At 53.6% G+C, this 15,471-nt stretch carries 12 protein-coding genes and 1 pseudogene; 3 read left to right on the forward strand and 10 right to left on the reverse strand.

The features are described 5' to 3' along the window. Positions 1-18 precede the first annotated feature (18 nt). From LG52_RS14215 to gatC, 5 genes and pseudogenes are all read right to left on the reverse strand, one after another. Positions 19-252: pseudogene (locus tag LG52_RS14215) on the reverse strand (ATP-binding protein); the annotation flags it as partial. 257 nt (positions 253-509) lie between these two features. Beyond that, entirely contained in the window at positions 510-1,814 is a 1,305-nt protein-coding gene (locus LG52_RS14220) for a homocysteine synthase (RefSeq protein WP_044732429.1), read from the reverse strand. Between the two features lie 186 nt (positions 1,815-2,000). Then, positions 2,001-3,431, reverse strand: coding sequence for an Asp-tRNA(Asn)/Glu-tRNA(Gln) amidotransferase subunit GatB (gene gatB, locus LG52_RS14225; RefSeq protein WP_044732430.1), 1,431 nt, complete (start codon positions 3,429-3,431; stop codon positions 2,001-2,003). 12 nt (positions 3,432-3,443) lie between these two features. After that, complete coding sequence (gatA, locus tag LG52_RS14230; protein WP_044732431.1) at positions 3,444-4,901, reverse strand: Asp-tRNA(Asn)/Glu-tRNA(Gln) amidotransferase subunit GatA; 1,458 nt, start codon at positions 4,899-4,901, stop codon at positions 3,444-3,446. 13 nt (positions 4,902-4,914) lie between these two features. Beyond that, positions 4,915-5,205, reverse strand: a complete 291-nt coding sequence (gatC, locus tag LG52_RS14235; RefSeq protein WP_044733284.1) for an Asp-tRNA(Asn)/Glu-tRNA(Gln) amidotransferase subunit GatC — start codon at positions 5,203-5,205, stop codon at positions 4,915-4,917. A 155-nt stretch (positions 5,206-5,360) separates the two neighbouring features. Between gatC and LG52_RS14240 the strand changes: the two genes are divergently transcribed. The 3 genes from LG52_RS14240 to LG52_RS14250 all read left to right on the forward strand — a co-directional run bounded on the left by LG52_RS14240 (position 5,361) and on the right by LG52_RS14250 (position 8,295). Continuing rightward, the gene (locus tag LG52_RS14240; protein WP_044732432.1) at positions 5,361-5,909 is read left to right on the forward strand and encodes a hypothetical protein; all 549 of its coding nucleotides are present in this window, start codon (positions 5,361-5,363) and stop codon (positions 5,907-5,909) included. 31 nt (positions 5,910-5,940) lie between these two features. Continuing rightward, the gene (locus LG52_RS14245; protein WP_044732433.1) at positions 5,941-6,714 is read left to right on the forward strand and encodes a VOC family protein; all 774 of its coding nucleotides are present in this window, start codon (positions 5,941-5,943) and stop codon (positions 6,712-6,714) included. A 105-nt stretch (positions 6,715-6,819) separates the two neighbouring features. Next, positions 6,820-8,295 carry a flavin monoamine oxidase family protein gene (locus LG52_RS14250; protein WP_044732434.1) on the forward strand — a complete coding sequence of 492 codons (1,476 nt, stop codon included), beginning with the start codon at positions 6,820-6,822 and terminating at the stop codon, positions 8,293-8,295. A 5-nt stretch (positions 8,296-8,300) separates the two neighbouring features. Here the strand turns inward: LG52_RS14250 and LG52_RS14255 are convergent, their stop codons facing one another. The 5 genes from LG52_RS14255 to LG52_RS14275 form a co-directional block, all read right to left on the reverse strand. Continuing rightward, positions 8,301-8,876, reverse strand: coding sequence for a TIGR00730 family Rossman fold protein (locus LG52_RS14255; RefSeq protein WP_044732435.1), 576 nt, complete (start codon positions 8,874-8,876; stop codon positions 8,301-8,303). 339 nt (positions 8,877-9,215) lie between these two features. Continuing rightward, the gene (locus LG52_RS14260; protein WP_044732436.1) at positions 9,216-10,436 is read right to left on the reverse strand and encodes a CamS family sex pheromone protein; all 1,221 of its coding nucleotides are present in this window, start codon (positions 10,434-10,436) and stop codon (positions 9,216-9,218) included. Beyond that, positions 10,433-12,445, reverse strand: coding sequence for an NAD-dependent DNA ligase LigA (gene ligA / locus LG52_RS14265; RefSeq protein ID WP_044732437.1), 2,013 nt, complete (start codon positions 12,443-12,445; stop codon positions 10,433-10,435). The genes LG52_RS14260 and ligA overlap by 4 nt, the downstream gene beginning before the upstream one ends. 21 nt (positions 12,446-12,466) lie before the next feature. After that, positions 12,467-14,641: a DNA helicase PcrA gene (gene pcrA, locus LG52_RS14270; protein ID WP_044732438.1), complete on the reverse strand. Its 2,175-nt coding sequence runs from the start codon at positions 14,639-14,641 to the stop codon at positions 12,467-12,469. 28 nt (positions 14,642-14,669) lie between these two features. Beyond that, a complete protein-coding gene (locus tag LG52_RS14275; protein WP_044732439.1) occupies positions 14,670-15,389 on the reverse strand; it encodes a heptaprenylglyceryl phosphate synthase in 720 nt (239 codons plus the stop codon). Between the last annotated feature and the right edge of the window lie 82 nt (positions 15,390-15,471).

A 15,471-nucleotide genomic window follows, 5' to 3' on the forward strand; every position in this document is an offset into this window, starting at 1 on the left:
AATCAGTGAACCGTGATGCTAATATACATGCTCATTGGATAGCTCCTTAATATAAAATTCAACCGTCGCTCCGCCTTTTTCATTATTGTATGCCCAAATTTCACCTTCATAATGATTCACAATTCTTTTGGTAATATACAATCCTAATCCAACATGATTTTTATACTGCTTATCCTGGTAAAAAGGCTGGAACAACAAAGACGTATCGTTTTCTTTAAACTCCGTTCCTGTATCTGAACAGCGAAAATATATAGATGCAATTTAAAGCTTTAACATTTATAGCTTTTACCGGTCATTGGATCGACTGTCGGGTGACCGAACAACGCCCCGCTGCACAGACCCATGCATGGGTCTGTGCAGCGGGGCGTTGTTCGGTCTTCCGTCACGCCTTAGCGTGACGGAGGCAAGCCACAGGCTTGCCTTCGACAGTCAAAAATGGACAAGCCGCTTTTCCGTCAAGGATATGTTAAACGCTTTCGTTGCATCTATATATATCCGCTTCGCTACTTCTACTTCACCCCCACCGTCTGGCTTTGGCGAATGGCTTGGCGCAAGTCGTCCAAAATGTCGTCGATCGCTTCCGTGCCGACCGACAGGCGCACAAGGCCCGAGGTGACGCCGGCGGACAGCTGTTCATCCGGGCTCAGCTGCTCGTGCGTCGTGCTGGCCGGGTGGATGATGAGCGATTTCGAATCGCCGATGTTGGCCAAATGGGAGAACAGCTTGACCGAGTCGATCAGTTTTTTGCCGGCTTCAACGCCGCCTTTGATTTCAAACGTGACGATCGCCCCTTGCCCATTCGGCAAATACTTTTTCGCCAGTTCATGCGACGGATGGCTCGGAAGGCCTGGATAGCTGACCGATTCGACCGCCTCTTCCTCTTCTAAAAACTTGGCGACGGCGAGGGCGTTTTCACTATGGCGCTGCATCCGCAAATGGAGCGTCTCCAGCCCTTGCAAAAGCAAAAACGCATTAAACGGCGACAGCGCTGCTCCTAAATCGCGCAACAGCTGGATGCGCGCTTTCGTGATGTACGCCGCTTCACCGACGGCATCCACATACACCAAACCGTGGTAGCTCGGGTCCGGTTCGGTGAACTCCGGGAACTTGCCGCTCCCTTTCCAGTCAAACTTGCCGCTGTCAACAATAACGCCGCCGATCGAATTGCCGTGCCCGCCGATGAACTTCGTCGCCGAGTGGACGACGATATCGGCGCCAAACTCAATGGGCCGCAATAAGTATGGGCTCGCTACCGTGTTGTCGACAATGAGCGGAATGGCGTGGCGATGGGCGATGTCGGCCACCGCTTCAATGTCCAAGACATCGTTTTTCGGGTTGCCGATCGTTTCGGCGAACAAGGCTTTCGTTTTGTCGGTGATCGCCCGCTCAAAGTTTTCCGGATCGGACGAATCGACAAACTTCACCGTAATGCCGAACTTGCGCATCGTATGGGCGAACAAGTTGTACGTGCCGCCGTAAATGGACGACGATGAGACGATTTCATCGCCCGCCGAGGTGATGTTGATGATCGAATAAAACACTGCCGCCTGCCCTGATGAGAGCCCGAGCGCCCCGATCCCGCCTTCGAGTGCGGCGATCCGCTTTTCGAGCACATCGTTCGTCGGGTTCATAATGCGGGTGTAAATGTATCCTTCCTCTTTCAAGCCAAATAAATTGGCTGCATGCTCACTGTCGCGAAACACATATGAACTCGTTTGGTAAATCGGCACCGCCCGTGAGCCCGTCTCCGCATCCGGTTTTTGCCCGGCGTGGACGGCGAGCGTCTCCGGACGGAAAGTGCGTTCTTCACTCATCGTTTTTATCCCCCTCTTTTTTGTTTCTTCCTCTCCCGCTCATCCTGGCGTCTATATCCAACTAATTCAGTTGGTTTTATATAAAAATCTACCATTTCCGCTGTGGGCTGTCAATTGTATTTTTCAAAAAATCTAAAAAATCTCCTTATAGGAGAAGCCCGCTGATTGGCGGGCTTTTCTTGTCATTTAGCGCTTCTTGATTTCTTCCACGAGCAGCTTGTTGACAAGCGGCGGGTTTGCTTGGCCTTTCGTCGCCTTCATCACTTGCCCGACGAGGAAGCCGAGCGCACGGTCTTTGCCGTTTTTATAGTCTTCGACCGACTGCGGGTTGGCGTCCAGCACTTCGAGTACAATTTTGCGCAGCGCTCCTTCGTCGGAAATTTGCACGAGCCCTTTTTCTTTGACGATTTTCTCCGGGTCGCCGCCGTGTTCGACGAGTTCTTTAAACACTTTTTTCGCGATTTTCGACGAAATTGTACCGTTTTGGATCAGTTTGATCATCCCAGCCAAGCTTTCCGGCGTCAAGGCAATGTCATGGAGCTCTTTTTGCTCGGCGTTTAAGTACCCGGATACTTCGACCATGAGCCAGTTTGACGCCAGTTTCGGATCGGCGCCGTTCGCAACGGTCGCTTCGAAGAAGTCCGCCATTTCTTTGGTCAATGTCAACACTTTGGCATCGTATTCCGGCAAGCCGAGCTCTTTGACATACCGCTTCCGGCGGGCGTCCGGCAGCTCCGGAATCGAGGCGCGGACGCGCGCTTTCCATTCGTCGTCAATGTAAAGCATAACTAAGTCGGGCTCTGGGAAGTAGCGGTAATCTTCTGATCCTTCTTTAACGCGCATCAGCACCGTCGTTTTTGTCGCTTCGTCAAAGCGCCGCGTTTCTTGGCGGATGACGCCGCCCGAAAGCAAAATTTTCTCCTGCCGCTTCGCTTCGTACTCGAGCCCCATGCGGACGAAGTTGAACGAGTTTAAGTTTTTCAACTCCGTTTTCGTGCCGAACTTGTCCGACCCGATCGGGCGAAGCGAAATGTTCGCGTCGCAGCGGAGCGACCCTTCCTCCATTTTGCAGTCGGAGACGCCCGTGTACTGGATGATCGCTTTTAATTTTTCCAAGTAGGCGTATGCCTCTTCCGGCGAACGGATGTCGGGTTCCGAGACGATCTCGATGAGCGGCGTCCCTTGGCGGTTAAAGTCGACAAGTGAATAGCCGTCGCCTGTGTGGGTCAATTTGCCGGCGTCCTCTTCTAAGTGAATCCGGGTGATGCCGATTTTTTTCTTTTTCCCGTTCACTTCAATTTCAATCCAGCCGTTTTTGCCGAGCGGCTGATCGTATTGCGAAATTTGGTACGCTTTCGGGTTATCCGGATAAAAGTAGTTTTTGCGGTCAAATTTCGTTTCGGTCGCGATTTCGCAGTTTAACGCCATCGCGGCTTTCATCGCAAATTCGACCGCCTGGCGGTTCAAGACCGGCAGCACGCCCGGATACCCTAAGTCGATGACGTTCGTTTGCGTGTTCGGGGGCGCGCCGAACGCGTTCGGGCTGCTTGAGAAAATTTTCGATTTCGTTTTCAGCTCGACGTGCACCTCAAGTCCGATGACCGTTTCAAAGTTCATCACCTAACCCCCTTACAACACCGGTTTTTGCTTATGGTAGTCCGTCGCCTGCTCAAACGCATGGGCGACGCGGTAGACGGTGCTTTCATCGAAGTGCTTGCCAATGATTTGCAAACCGACTGGCAAGCCGTCGACAAAGCCGCACGGCACGGAAATGGCCGGCACGCCTGCCAAGTTGACCGGAATCGTCAAAATGTCGTTCATGTACATCTTCAGCGGATCGTTTGTTTTCTCGCCGATTTTAAACGCCGGCGTCGGCGTTGTCGGACCGATGATGACATCATATTGTTCAAAGACGTTTTCGAAGTCTCGCTTGATTAACGTCCGCACTTTTTGTGCTTTTTTGTAGTACGCATCGTAATAGCCCGAGCTTAACGCGAACGTCCCGAGCATAATGCGGCGCTTGACCTCCGCTCCAAACCCTTCGCTTCGTGTCAGTTTATACATATCGATCAAGTTTTTCGCGTTGTCCGTCCGGTAGCCGTAGCGCACGCCGTCAAAGCGAGCGAGGTTCGCCGATGCTTCCGACGAAGCAAGCAAATAGTACGTCGCGAGCGCATATTTCGAATGCGGCAGGGACGCTTCTTCCCACGTCGCACCGAGCTTCTCAAGTACGTTGAGCGCCTCCAACACCGACTGGCGCACGCCTTCTTCGACGCCTTCGCCTACATATTCTTTCGGCACGGCAATTTTTAAACCTTTAATATCTCCTGTCAGCGCCTCGACATAGTTCGGCACCGGAATGTTCGCCGACGTCGAGTCCATCGGGTCGACGCCAGCGATCGCTTGCAATAAATAGGCGTTGTCTTCGACCGTGCGCGTAATCGGGCCGATTTGGTCGAGCGACGACGCAAACGCGACGAGGCCAAAGCGCGAGACGCGGCCGTATGTGGGCTTCAGTCCGACGACACCGCAAAACGCCGCCGGCTGGCGGATCGACCCACCCGTATCCGAGCCTAACGAAAACGGCACTTCACCGGCTGCCACCGCCGCCGCTGAACCGCCGCTCGAGCCGCCCGGAACGCGCTCTAAGTCCCACGGATTGCGCGTCAGTTGAAAACCAGAGTTTTCCGTCGACGAGCCCATGGCGAACTCGTCCATGTTCAGCTTCCCGACCGTGATCGTCCCTGCGGCGTGCAACCGCTCCATGACGGTGGCGTCGTAGATCGGGTCAAAGTTGTATAAAATTTTGCTTGCGCATGTCGTGCGCAGTCCTTTGGTGACGATGTTGTCTTTAATGCCGATCGGCAAGCCGAACAGCGGGTTCGTTTCTTCGCCCTTGGCGAGCTGGTCATCCAACTCTTTCGCTTTCGCCCGCGCCTGTTCTTCATTTAACGTTAAAAACGCTTGCACTTTCTCTTCCACTTCGCCGATGCGGCGGAACGATTCGTCGACTAAATCGGAAATCGATACTTCCTTTTTCTGTAGCAACGTATGTAATTCCGACACCGTATGATCAAAAAGCGGCATAAATCCCCCTCCTTTACTCTAAAATGGCCGGCACGCGGAACTGGCCGTCTTGCTGGTCCGGTGCGTTTTTCAACACTTCCTCGCGCGGCAGCCCCGGTTCGGGAACATCCTCGCGCATGACGTTTCTCATATCGAGCACGTGTGAAGTCGGCGGAACGTTCTCCGTATCCAATTCATTCAACTGCTCGGCAAACGTAATGATCGCATCGAGCTGTTTCGTAAACATCTCCGCCTCTTCATCCGTAATCGCCAACCGCGCCAAATCGGCGACATGTTTCACTTGTTCAATCGAAATTCGCGACATTTTGTTCACCTCCGCATGGTCGACCTTCCACAATACTATGATGATACCAAACGTTAAGGAAATAAAGCAACATTCCAGCCAACATTTGCTTTGTTGCTCATTGACAATCCCGAACATATGTACTATAATAACCATAACTTGAAAAAGGGGGAATAATGACGATGAGTGAAGCCTTGCTCGCCCAAGTGCTCGACCGCTTGAACGCGATGGACGGGACACTGCAAAAGCTCGTGGAAGGCCAAGAGCGGCTCGAGCGGGAACAAATCGCCATTCGCCAGGAACAGCAAGAAATCCGGAAAGAGCAACAAGAAATCCGGAAAGAGCAACAGGAGATTCGAAAAGAACAACAAGAGATTCGCAAAGAGCAGCAAGAAATCCGTTTGGAACAACAGCGTCTGCGCCAAGAACAAGATTCGCTTCGCGCCGGACAAAAGGAATTGAACGGCATCGTGACCGCCCTTCTTCATCGTCAAGACGAAACAGACGCGAAGCTGGAAGCTCTCGCCGCTGACGTCCACCATCTTCATCAGGAGTTCGCTTCATTGAAGCAAGCGGTGGAACACCTCGAACAAAAAATGGACTCCCGCTACGAGCAATTGGCCGCCCAGATCGAAGACATCAAACTGGACTTGAATTTCATCGCCCACCGCACCGTCGATAACGAACGAATCATTTACAAGCTCAAAGAAATGCTGTTTCGTTAATCGATTCTCAATACGGAAGGAGCCCGCCGCCATGAATGTTGCGTTTGACCATCTCGTCCATTTGACCGAGCGGCCGGAACAGGCGAAAGCTGCGTTTGAACAGTTGGGGTTTACATCCATCCATGGCGGCCGCCATCCGTCATGGGGAACGTATAATGCTTTGTGTTATTTCGACCATTTGCGCTACATCGAATGGATCGGCATTGCCGATGAGCAGACGGCAAAAACGTGCGGAAATCCGCTCATCGCCCAGCTTGTCGCCGACCGCGAAGACGGAAACGGCTTTTCCCAGTTCGCCTTTCGAACGAACGATATCGAAACGTTGGCCGCACAGCTCAAAAACAAAGGGTTCACCCCGATCGGGCCGCTCCCTGGCAGCCGCCAGCGCTATGATGGCAAACGATTGACGTGGACCATGCTGTTTATAGAAGACGACATAGACGGGGCGTTCCGTTACCCGTTTTTTATCCAGTGGGGCGATGACGATGACGTGCGGATGAATGAGCTGGCACCGCTGATTCGACACCCGGTTGGGTCTCTTTTTTTGTCGTCCATCAGCGTCTATACGCTCGACCTTCGCCGCACCATCGACGTGTATCGGCGGCTGTTTGGCCTTCCTGCCCCCCGCTTTGGGCGCGATGAGGCAGGTGCGTACGCTGAACTAGCCGTCGGCGGCATTACCCTTCATTTTTATGAAGCCCACCGCCAGCCGTCGACGCGTCCGTTTTTGTGCCGGCTTGTGGGTATACAGGAGCAGCACCGCATTGAAATCGATGGCGGGACGTATATCGTTTCCAGATCGTGACGGACATTCCTGTTCTCACATACTCCCCTTTGCCGCTGAATAAGATGGAATAACCGTATTATCTTCATCATCGCAAGACGCAAACGGCAAAGGGGGAATTCAACCATGTCCCACCCGTATGTTTCTCCAAAACTTTCGATGGAAACGATGGTCTCGATCATTCGAAACGGCTTAAAGAAAGCATCGGCGCCGAAAAACATCGTCATCATCGGCGCCGGCATGGCGGGGCTTGTCGCGGCGTCATTGCTGAAGCAAGCCGAACATCGCATCACCATCCTTGAAGCGTCCGAGCGGGTCGGCGGCCGAATCTACACGCTCCGCTCCAACTTTCGCGACGACCAGTATCTTGAAGCCGGCGCCATGCGCATCCCGCACACCCATCAGTTGACATTGGAATATATCAAAAAATTCAACTTGCCGCTCCACCCGTTTATCAACAGCACTCCGCGCGACATTCTTTATTTTCGCGGCGTGAAAGCGCGTCTTGGCGAATATGAGCAGCATCCCGACCTCTTTGGCTTTCCGGTCGCCGCGCATGAACGGGGCAAAACTGCTTCCCAATTATTGCAGATGGCCATTCGTCCGGTTATTCAATTCATTGAACAACATCCGGAACACCATTGGCCGATTGTCATTGAACAACTGGATCGCTACTCGCTGGACGCCTATTTGCGCTACAACCCGTTCGGCCTACAGTTGTCTGTGGGAGCCATCGATATGATCAAAGCCGTTCTTTCGCTCGGAGGATTGCCAGAACTGTCGTTTCTGGAAATGTTGCGTGAACTCATGGTGCTGTTTACTCCGAACATTCGTTTTTATGAGATTGTGGGAGGAAACGACCGACTTCCGAAAGCCTTTTTGCCGCAACTGAAGGATGACATCCTTTTCAGCCACAAAGTGCAAAAAATCGTCCAGCACGAAAATGGCGTCACCGTCCACGCCACGCACACAAAAATTCTTCAACCGTTTCAAATCACCGCCGATCACGTGATCGTCACCATCCCGTTTTCGATTTTGCAGTTTGTCGACATCGAACCGCGCCATTCCTTTTCCGAAAACAAATGGAAAGCCATTCGCGAGCTTCATTACGCCGGTTCAACGAAAACCGGCATCCAGTTTAAAACACGGTTTTGGGAAAAGGAAGGCATGTTCGGGGGCAAAACCGTTTCCGATCTGCCAATTACGTATACACAATATCCAAGCCAAGGCATTGGCACGACGGGGCCAGGCGTCGTACTGGCAAGCTATACGTGGGAAGATGACACGATCCCATGGGACGGCTTAAGCGATGAAGAACGTCTTGAATATACGTTGAAAAATTTAGCCGTCCTCCATGGGGAACAAGTGTACCGTGAATTTGAAACGGGAACGAGCCATAGCTGGGTGCGCTATCCGTATTCCGGCGGCGCCTTTACGATGATGAAGCCGAATCAAGTGACGGAGCTGTCGCCGTACATTGCGACTCCCGAGGGACGGATGCATTTTGCCGGGGAACACGCTTCCACCCACCACGGATGGATTCAAGGCGCCATTGAATCCGGCATCCGCGCCGCGTATGAAGTGAACAATTTGCCAGCTTAGCCGGTTCAATCTCTCTCACACGCTCTAGAGCAGCGATGATGGCGGAACGTCTTCATCCGCTCATACAACGTCAAAATATCCTCGGCGCTAACGATGAGATCAAGATCTTCCGGCGCGGCAAATCCGTTTTCGACGGTATGCCGAAGCAAGTCAAGGAGCGGGTCGAAAAACCCGTCCACATTGAGCAGGCCGATCGGCTTTTGATGGAGGCCGACGCGCGACCACGAGAGCACTTCAAACAGCTCTTCGTACGTTCCATAGCCCCCGGGCATGGCGATAAACCCGTCGGCCGCCTCGTACATTTTCGCCTTGCGCGTATGCATCGTATCGACGACCAACAGTTTGGTCAACCGATCATGCGCCACTTCCCGGTCCTTCAAAAATTGCGGAATGATCCCAACTACGCGCCCTTGATGGCCTAGCGCCGCCTCAGCAACCTCTCCCATCAAGCCCCGTGTCCCGCCGCCGTAAATGAGCGTAATGCCGCTTCGGGCGAAAAACGTTCCGAGCTCTTGGGCTGCTTCTTTATATTTCTGGCTTTGTCCATAACTTGATCCGCAAAACACACAGATGGCTTTCATGATCGTGACACACCTTTACTTGTGCAGTTTGAAAACAGACAGGATAATCCGGCATTTCGAACAAAGGCGGCCATAGCCACCCACGTCTCTAGGTTATCATTTTACCAATCTGCCTCCCATCCGACAAATCACGGTTTCAAGTTGCTCGCCCCATGTTTGTCCGCGCTGATGAGAGACAGATGGGAACCCTGCTTCCATCCCCATTTAGCCCTTTCCTCTAAAAAGAGGGGCTCAACCGTGTTGCGCTATGCGGCCTTTTGGCCTGCTTTTCCATATCGAAACAAGTGCGTCAACGAAAAACATCCCCTCCGGCTCGTCCAGAGAGGATGCGACGCGTTGTCATTGATAAATATGCACAAACGGCTCGTCTGCTTTCGCCTGGCGCACGATGAGGCTTTCCGGCTGGCCGGCCGAGGCGATGTAGACATTGACGGTGATGTAGTCCGGGAATTTTTCCATCACCAAACCGGTCACGTATTGGGTAAAGCCGATCACTTCCGCTTTGCCGTAAAACGGCATCGTAATGTTGATCGTTAACTTCTGAAGCTGGTCGTTGACGTACAACCCTCTGCCGACGATGCCGGTGTAGTTCGGGAAAAAGTCTTCAACGTCTGATTTAAAATTGTTGAATTTGAGCCAGTCATCACGATGGTTCTCTTCCGCCTCATCGGACGGGAATAAATAATATTCCTCGTTCACCGCCTCCCAATCATCGATGGTGCTGTCTCCCCCATCGACATGGGTGACGGCAAAAAAGTGGCCTGGAACGACAGATGAACGGGGCGCTTGTTTGTACAGGGCGATCGTGATCGGCACGCTGCCGAGCCCTTTCATGCTCCGCAGTCGCTTCAGCACCTCAGCGGCGATCCGCTTTCCTTCCCGTTCGATGACATCGTCTTTGATTTTGACCTCGCGCGGATAGCCTTGTTCGGTCGAGTAATAGTGGACGGAGTTTAACGCCAGGCCGATAGCGATGCCGCCGAGCTTCACTTTGTCGTTGTCGACTTTGACCAAATAATCATGTTCCAAAATGCTCGCCAAATAAATCGGGCTTTGTTTGTTTTTTTGTTCATTTGTTCCTGTGTCGCTGATCGGTGGGTTTAAGCCGAGATTGTCTTCCGGCTTCATTTTCTCTTCCTTCAGCTGGCGAGTCGTCTTCTTGCGAGCGAGCCATTTTCCGACTGTCTCGCTGTCTAAATATTGCCCCTCTTGGAACAAGTACTCATCTGACGGAAACTGCTCGGTGGCGAGGCGCATAAGCCCCGTCTCAAATTCGTCGACATCAAGGCGCGTATTTAAATCGTTGACGACCTCCCCACGGGCCCCGGACGGTTTAAAGGGCAATACGACGCGGTAGTACGAGTCGGAAATGTTGTATTTCGGAATGACCGCTTCTTGCTCTTTATCGCCCTTATTTTGGACTACTTGACCTTGATCAAACTTCGGCGCACAAGCAGACAACAAACAGATGGAGGCGAGCCCGATGGCAGCCAACCGCTTTCGGGCCCGGTTCGTCCAACGACGGGCAACTAAGCTACGAAGTGATAGAATCTGTTTCATCGTTCCTCCCTGCTGATCTCTTGCAAAAATCGTGATTCGTCCCAAATCTCAATGCCAAGCTGCTGGGCTTTATCGAGCTTCGATCCGGCATCCTCTCCGGCGATGACAAGATCGGTGCTGCGGCTGACGCTGCCGGTGACGCGCCCGCCGAGCCGTTCAATTTGTTCTTTCGCTTCGTTGCGCGACATGGACATAAGTTTTCCGGTCAAGACGACCGTTTTGCCAGCGAAGGCGGAGTCAGCGGGCGCCTCAGCCGCCCGCTTCGGCCCTTTGTATGCCATGTTGACGCCGTAAAGCCGCAGCTCATTCAACAGCTCGGCCGCTTCCGGCTGGGCAAAGAAGGCGGTGATCGAGTCGGCCATTTTTTCCCCGATTTCCGGCACGGCCATTAATTCCTCTTTCGTCGCTTTCTCCAGCCGCTCCATCGTTTCAAAATGCTCGGCCAAAAGCTGGGCGGCTTTCGCCCCGACGTAGCGGATGCCAAGGCCAAACAACAGCCGCTCAAGCGAATTTTGCTTCGACGCTTCAATGGCGGCAAGCAAGTTGGCTGCTGACTTTTCGCCCATCCGTTCCAAACCGATGAGCTGTTCTTTCGTCAGCCGGTACAAATCGGCGACATCGTGGACGAGGCCGGCGTTAAACAGTTGGGTGACCACTTTTTCGCCCAACCCTTCAATGTTCATCGCTGCTCTTGAGGCAAAATGGATGAGCCGTTCGCGCAGCTGGGCCGGGCATTTCGGATTCAGGCAGCGAAGCGCCACTTCTCCATCCAGGCGGACGAGTTCGCTTTGGCATTCCGGGCAGTGCGTCGGCATCGCAAACGGCGTTTCGTCCCCGTTGCGCCGGTCGACGACGACGCCGACGACTTCCGGGATGATGTCGCCCGCTTTTTTGATAATGACCGCATCGCCGATGCGAATGTCTTTCTCGCGGATAAAGTCTTCGTTGTGAAGGGTGGCGCGCTGCACGGTCGTGCCGGCGACGCGGACCGGCTCGAGAATCGCCGTCGGAGTGACGACGCCGGTGCGCCCGACGTTGACCTCAATGCCGATGAGCGTCGTCACCACTTCTTCAGCCGGGAATTTGTAGGCGATCGCCCAGCGCGGACTTTTTGCCGTGACGCCAAGCTGCCGCTGTTGGACAAACGAATCGACTTTAATGACAATGCCGTCGATCTCGTACGGCAGCTGCGGCCGTTTTTCGTGCCATTCGTTGATGAAGGCGATCACCTCATCGATGTTCGCGCAGCGCCGCCGCTCTGAATTCACTTTAAACCCGAGCGCCTGTAAGTAGTTGAGCGCCTCGCTGTGCGACTCAATGCCAAGTTCTTCGGCATTGGCCAAGCCGTAGACGAACAAATCGAGCTGGCGCGATGCCGCCACTTTCGGATCGAGCTGGCGAAGCGAGCCGGCCGCGGCGTTGCGCGGATTGGCAAACAGCTCTTCGCCCCGGGCTTTTCGCTCCTCATTCAAGCGCAAAAACGATGCTTTCGGCATGAACGCTTCGCCGCGCGCCTCCAGCGACACCGGCTCTTTCAGGCGAAGCGGCAGCGAGCGGATCGTTTTTAAATTTTCCGTAATGTCCTCGCCGGTCGTTCCGTCGCCGCGCGTCGCTCCTTGAACGAAATAGCCGTCTTCATAGCGGACAGAGACGGCGAGTCCGTCAATTTTCAATTCGCACACGTACGCCGCTTGGCCGACTTCTTGGCGAACGCGGCGGTCAAAATCGCGCAAATCCCCTTCGTCAAACGCGTTCGAGAGACTCATCATCGGCACGCGGTGCGTCACTTTGCGAAACGCCTCAAGCGGCGGGCCGCCGATGCGCTGGGTCGGCGAGTCGCTCGTTTTCAATTCCGGATATTGTTCCTCGATAGCGATGAGCTCTTGCATGAGCCGGTCATACTCGGCGTCCGGGACGGACGGCCGGTCGAGCACGTAATATTCGTAGCCATAGCGGTTCAATAGTTCGCGCAGCTCGGCCGCGCGCCGTTCGGCTTGTTGGCGGTCCATACGTTCACCCGTTCTCCTTTCCTATGCTTTCTCAATCGGCGCAAATTTAGCGAGCAGACGTTTAATGCCGATCGGGCTCGGGAAGGCGATATCGAGTTCTTGGTCGTCGCCTTCGCCGCGAACGCTGACGACAGTGCCCACTCCCCATTTCCGGTGGTTCGCCCGGTCGCCGACTTTCCACGCCCCGACAGCGCTGCCTGCCCGCAAGCGAACGGGCGCTAGGCGGGAAACAGGCGGTTTTCCGCGCGAGACCGTCTCCAGCAAATGCGCTGGAATCTCATCTAAAAAGCGCGACGGCGGGTTCATTTGGATGTTGCCAAACAGCGTCCGCATTTGTGCGTTCGTTAGCACGAGCTCTTCCTCAGCACGGGTGATGCCGACATACGCCAGCCGCCGCTCTTCTTCCATTTCATCATCATCTTCAAGTGAACGAATGTGCGGAAAAATGCCTTCTTCCATGCCAATCAAAAACACAACCGGAAACTCAAGCCCTTTGGCGGCGTGCAGCGTCATTAAGACGACGGCATCGTTCTTGTCCGCCTGATCCGCCCCATTCAGCTCGTCCAAATCGGAAATGAGCGCCAAGTCGGTTAAAAAGGCGACGAGCGATTTATCATCGCTTACGTTTTCAAAATGCTTCGTCACCGACAAAAACTCGTCCAAGTTCTCAAGCCGGCTTTGCGCTTCGATCGTCCGCTCCGCCTTGAGCATCTCACGGTAGCCCGATTTGTCGAGCACCTCTTCCACAAGTTCCGTCACCGAAACGTATTCTTGCAGCTGTGTCCATTGCTCAAGCTGTCCGCGGAACGCCGCAAGCGCCCCGGCCGTCTTCGCGCTGAACCCGATCATCTCCAGCTCGCCGAGCGCTTCAAACAAGGACAGCTCATGCTCGGCCGCATAGCGGACAAGTTTGTCGATCGTAGAGGCACCGATGCCGCGCTTTGGCACGTTGATGATGCGAAGCAAGCTCAAATCGTCATCGGGGTTGGCGATGACGCGCAAGTAAGCGAGAATGTCTTTAATTTCTTTCCGGTCATAGAACTTTAAGCCGCCGACGATTTGGTACGGAATGTTCGCTTTTAAAAACATTTCCTCGATGACGCGCGACTGGGCGTTCGTCCGGTAAAGCACGGCAAAATCGCGGTAGCGGCGCTCCCCGCGCTCAACCGCCTCTTGAATGCGGCGGGCGACAAACTGGGCTTCGTCCGCTTCGTTCATCGCTTCATAATAGACGATCGGCTTCCCTTCCGGGTTTTCCGTCCACAACCGCTTTGGCTTTCGATTGACGTTATGTGCAATGATTTCATTTGCCGCCTGCAAAATACGTTTCGTCGAGCGGTAGTTTTGTTCAAGCAAAATGACTTTCGCGTTCGGGTAGTCGCGCTCAAACGACAATATGTTGCGAATGTCCGCCCCGCGCCACCGGTAAATCGACTGGTCGGCATCGCCGACGGCGCAAATATTTTGGAACCGCTCCGCGAGCTTTTTCACCAGCGTATATTGAGCGCGGTTCGTATCTTGGTACTCATCGATATGGATGTACTGGAACTTATACTGGTAATATTGAAGCACATCCGGCACGCGGTCAAACAAGTGGATCGTCGTCATGATCAAATCGTCGAAATCGAGCGAATGATTGCGGAGAAGGCGCTGTTGATACTCTTGATACACGTCGCCGACGATCTTTTCGTAGTACGTCGATGCCCGCTTCGCGAATTGCTCCGGCGCGATCAAATCGTTTTTCGCCGCGCTGATCGTCGCTAAAATCGTCCGCGGCTCAAATTTTTTTGGATCGATATTTTTTTCTTTCAAAATCGTTTTGATGACCGAAAGCTGATCCGTCGGGTCGAGGATGGAAAAATTGCGGTTAATGCCGATGCGGTCAATATCGCGGCGCAACATGCGGACGCACATCGAGTGGAAGGTTGAAATCCACACCCCTTCCGCCGCTCCGCCTAAGAGCGCCTGCACCCGCTCTTTCATCTCGCGCGCCGCTTTGTTCGTAAACGTAATGGCCAAAATATTCCACGGCGCCACCTGTTTTTCCGCCATCAAATAAGCGATCCGGTGCGTCAGCACGCGCGTTTTTCCGCTCCCCGCCCCCGCCATAATAAGCAAAGGGCCTTCCGTCGTCTTCACGGCTTCTTGCTGCTCTTTGTTTAAATGCGAAAGCAGCTTTTCTGACAAAAAGTTCATCGTCTCCACCACCAATAAAACATATGTTCTATTTTACACCATCTCTGCTCCGTTGACCAGCTGTCTGCTTCACCGCCGCCACCGTCGCCAACGCCTGTTCGAACGCATCATAAATCGCGTTGCCGACGACGACTGTATCAGCATAGCGCGCCATATCCGCCGCCTGCTCGGGCGTTGTGATGCCGCCGCCATAAAACAGCTGCACACGACCGAGCGCTTGTTTCACTTTTTCCACGAGAGCCGGATCGCCGTACGCCCCGCTATACTCCAGGTAAAAAATCGGCAGCTTGTACAAATGCTCGGCTAAACGGGCATATGCTACAACATCGTCAACACCGAGCTCCGTGTCGGCTTCCGTCAACTTGGCGGCTTTGCATTCCGGATTTAAAATGCAGTAACCTTCTGCGACAATCTCGTCCCAGTTCATGATATCGCCGTATTGTTTCACGGCCTCGTGATGGCGGCTGACGATCCACTCCGCCTGCCGGCTGTTTAACACGATCGGAATGAAATACACGTCAAATCCCGGCGTCAACGCTTCGACGTCTGTGACTTCGAGCGCGCATGGCACGGAAAAACGGCGGATGCGAGCCAATAAATCAAGCACGTTGTCGATCGTCACCCCGTCGGTCCCGCCGACGATGACGGCATCCGTTCCCGATTCGCAAAGGCGCTCAAGACGCTCGTCATCAATCGGTTTATTCGGGTCGAGTTTAAACACATGGCGCCAAGCGCGAATCTCCTCCATAGCGGTAACCCTCCACTCATTTCTCCATTGTTCCATTATAACAAATCCGCAAAAAGAAAAGGAGTTCCTTTGCAAATGGAAG

The organism is Geobacillus kaustophilus (assembly GCF_000948285.1).
Classification (GTDB): Bacteria; Bacillota; Bacilli; order Bacillales; family Anoxybacillaceae; genus Geobacillus; species Geobacillus thermoleovorans_A.

Bases quoted from the DNA above. Each gene is read 5' to 3' on its own strand.
- gatC (WP_044733284.1), bottom strand. From the start codon at position 5,205: ATGTCGCGAATTTCGATTGAACAAGTGAAACATGTCGCCGATTTGGCG.
- pcrA (WP_044732438.1), bottom strand. From the start codon at position 14,641: ATGAACTTTTTGTCAGAAAAGCTGCTTTCGCATTTAAACAAAGAGCAG.
- LG52_RS14245 (WP_044732433.1), top strand. From the start codon at position 5,941: ATGAATGTTGCGTTTGACCATCTCGTCCATTTGACCGAGCGGCCGGAA.
- LG52_RS14240 (WP_044732432.1), top strand. From the start codon at position 5,361: ATGACGATGAGTGAAGCCTTGCTCGCCCAAGTGCTCGACCGCTTGAAC.
- LG52_RS14260 (WP_044732436.1), bottom strand. From the start codon at position 10,436: ATGAAACAGATTCTATCACTTCGTAGCTTAGTTGCCCGTCGTTGGACG.
- LG52_RS14275 (WP_044732439.1), bottom strand. From the start codon at position 15,389: ATGGAGGAGATTCGCGCTTGGCGCCATGTGTTTAAACTCGACCCGAAT.
- LG52_RS14250 (WP_044732434.1), top strand. From the start codon at position 6,820: ATGTCCCACCCGTATGTTTCTCCAAAACTTTCGATGGAAACGATGGTC.
- LG52_RS14220 (WP_044732429.1), bottom strand. From the start codon at position 1,814: ATGAGTGAAGAACGCACTTTCCGTCCGGAGACGCTCGCCGTCCACGCC.
- LG52_RS14255 (WP_044732435.1), bottom strand. From the start codon at position 8,876: ATGAAAGCCATCTGTGTGTTTTGCGGATCAAGTTATGGACAAAGCCAG.
- gatA (WP_044732431.1), bottom strand. From the start codon at position 4,901: ATGCCGCTTTTTGATCATACGGTGTCGGAATTACATACGTTGCTACAG.
- ligA (WP_044732437.1), bottom strand. From the start codon at position 12,445: ATGGACCGCCAACAAGCCGAACGGCGCGCGGCCGAGCTGCGCGAACTA.
- gatB (WP_044732430.1), bottom strand. From the start codon at position 3,431: ATGAACTTTGAAACGGTCATCGGACTTGAGGTGCACGTCGAGCTGAAA.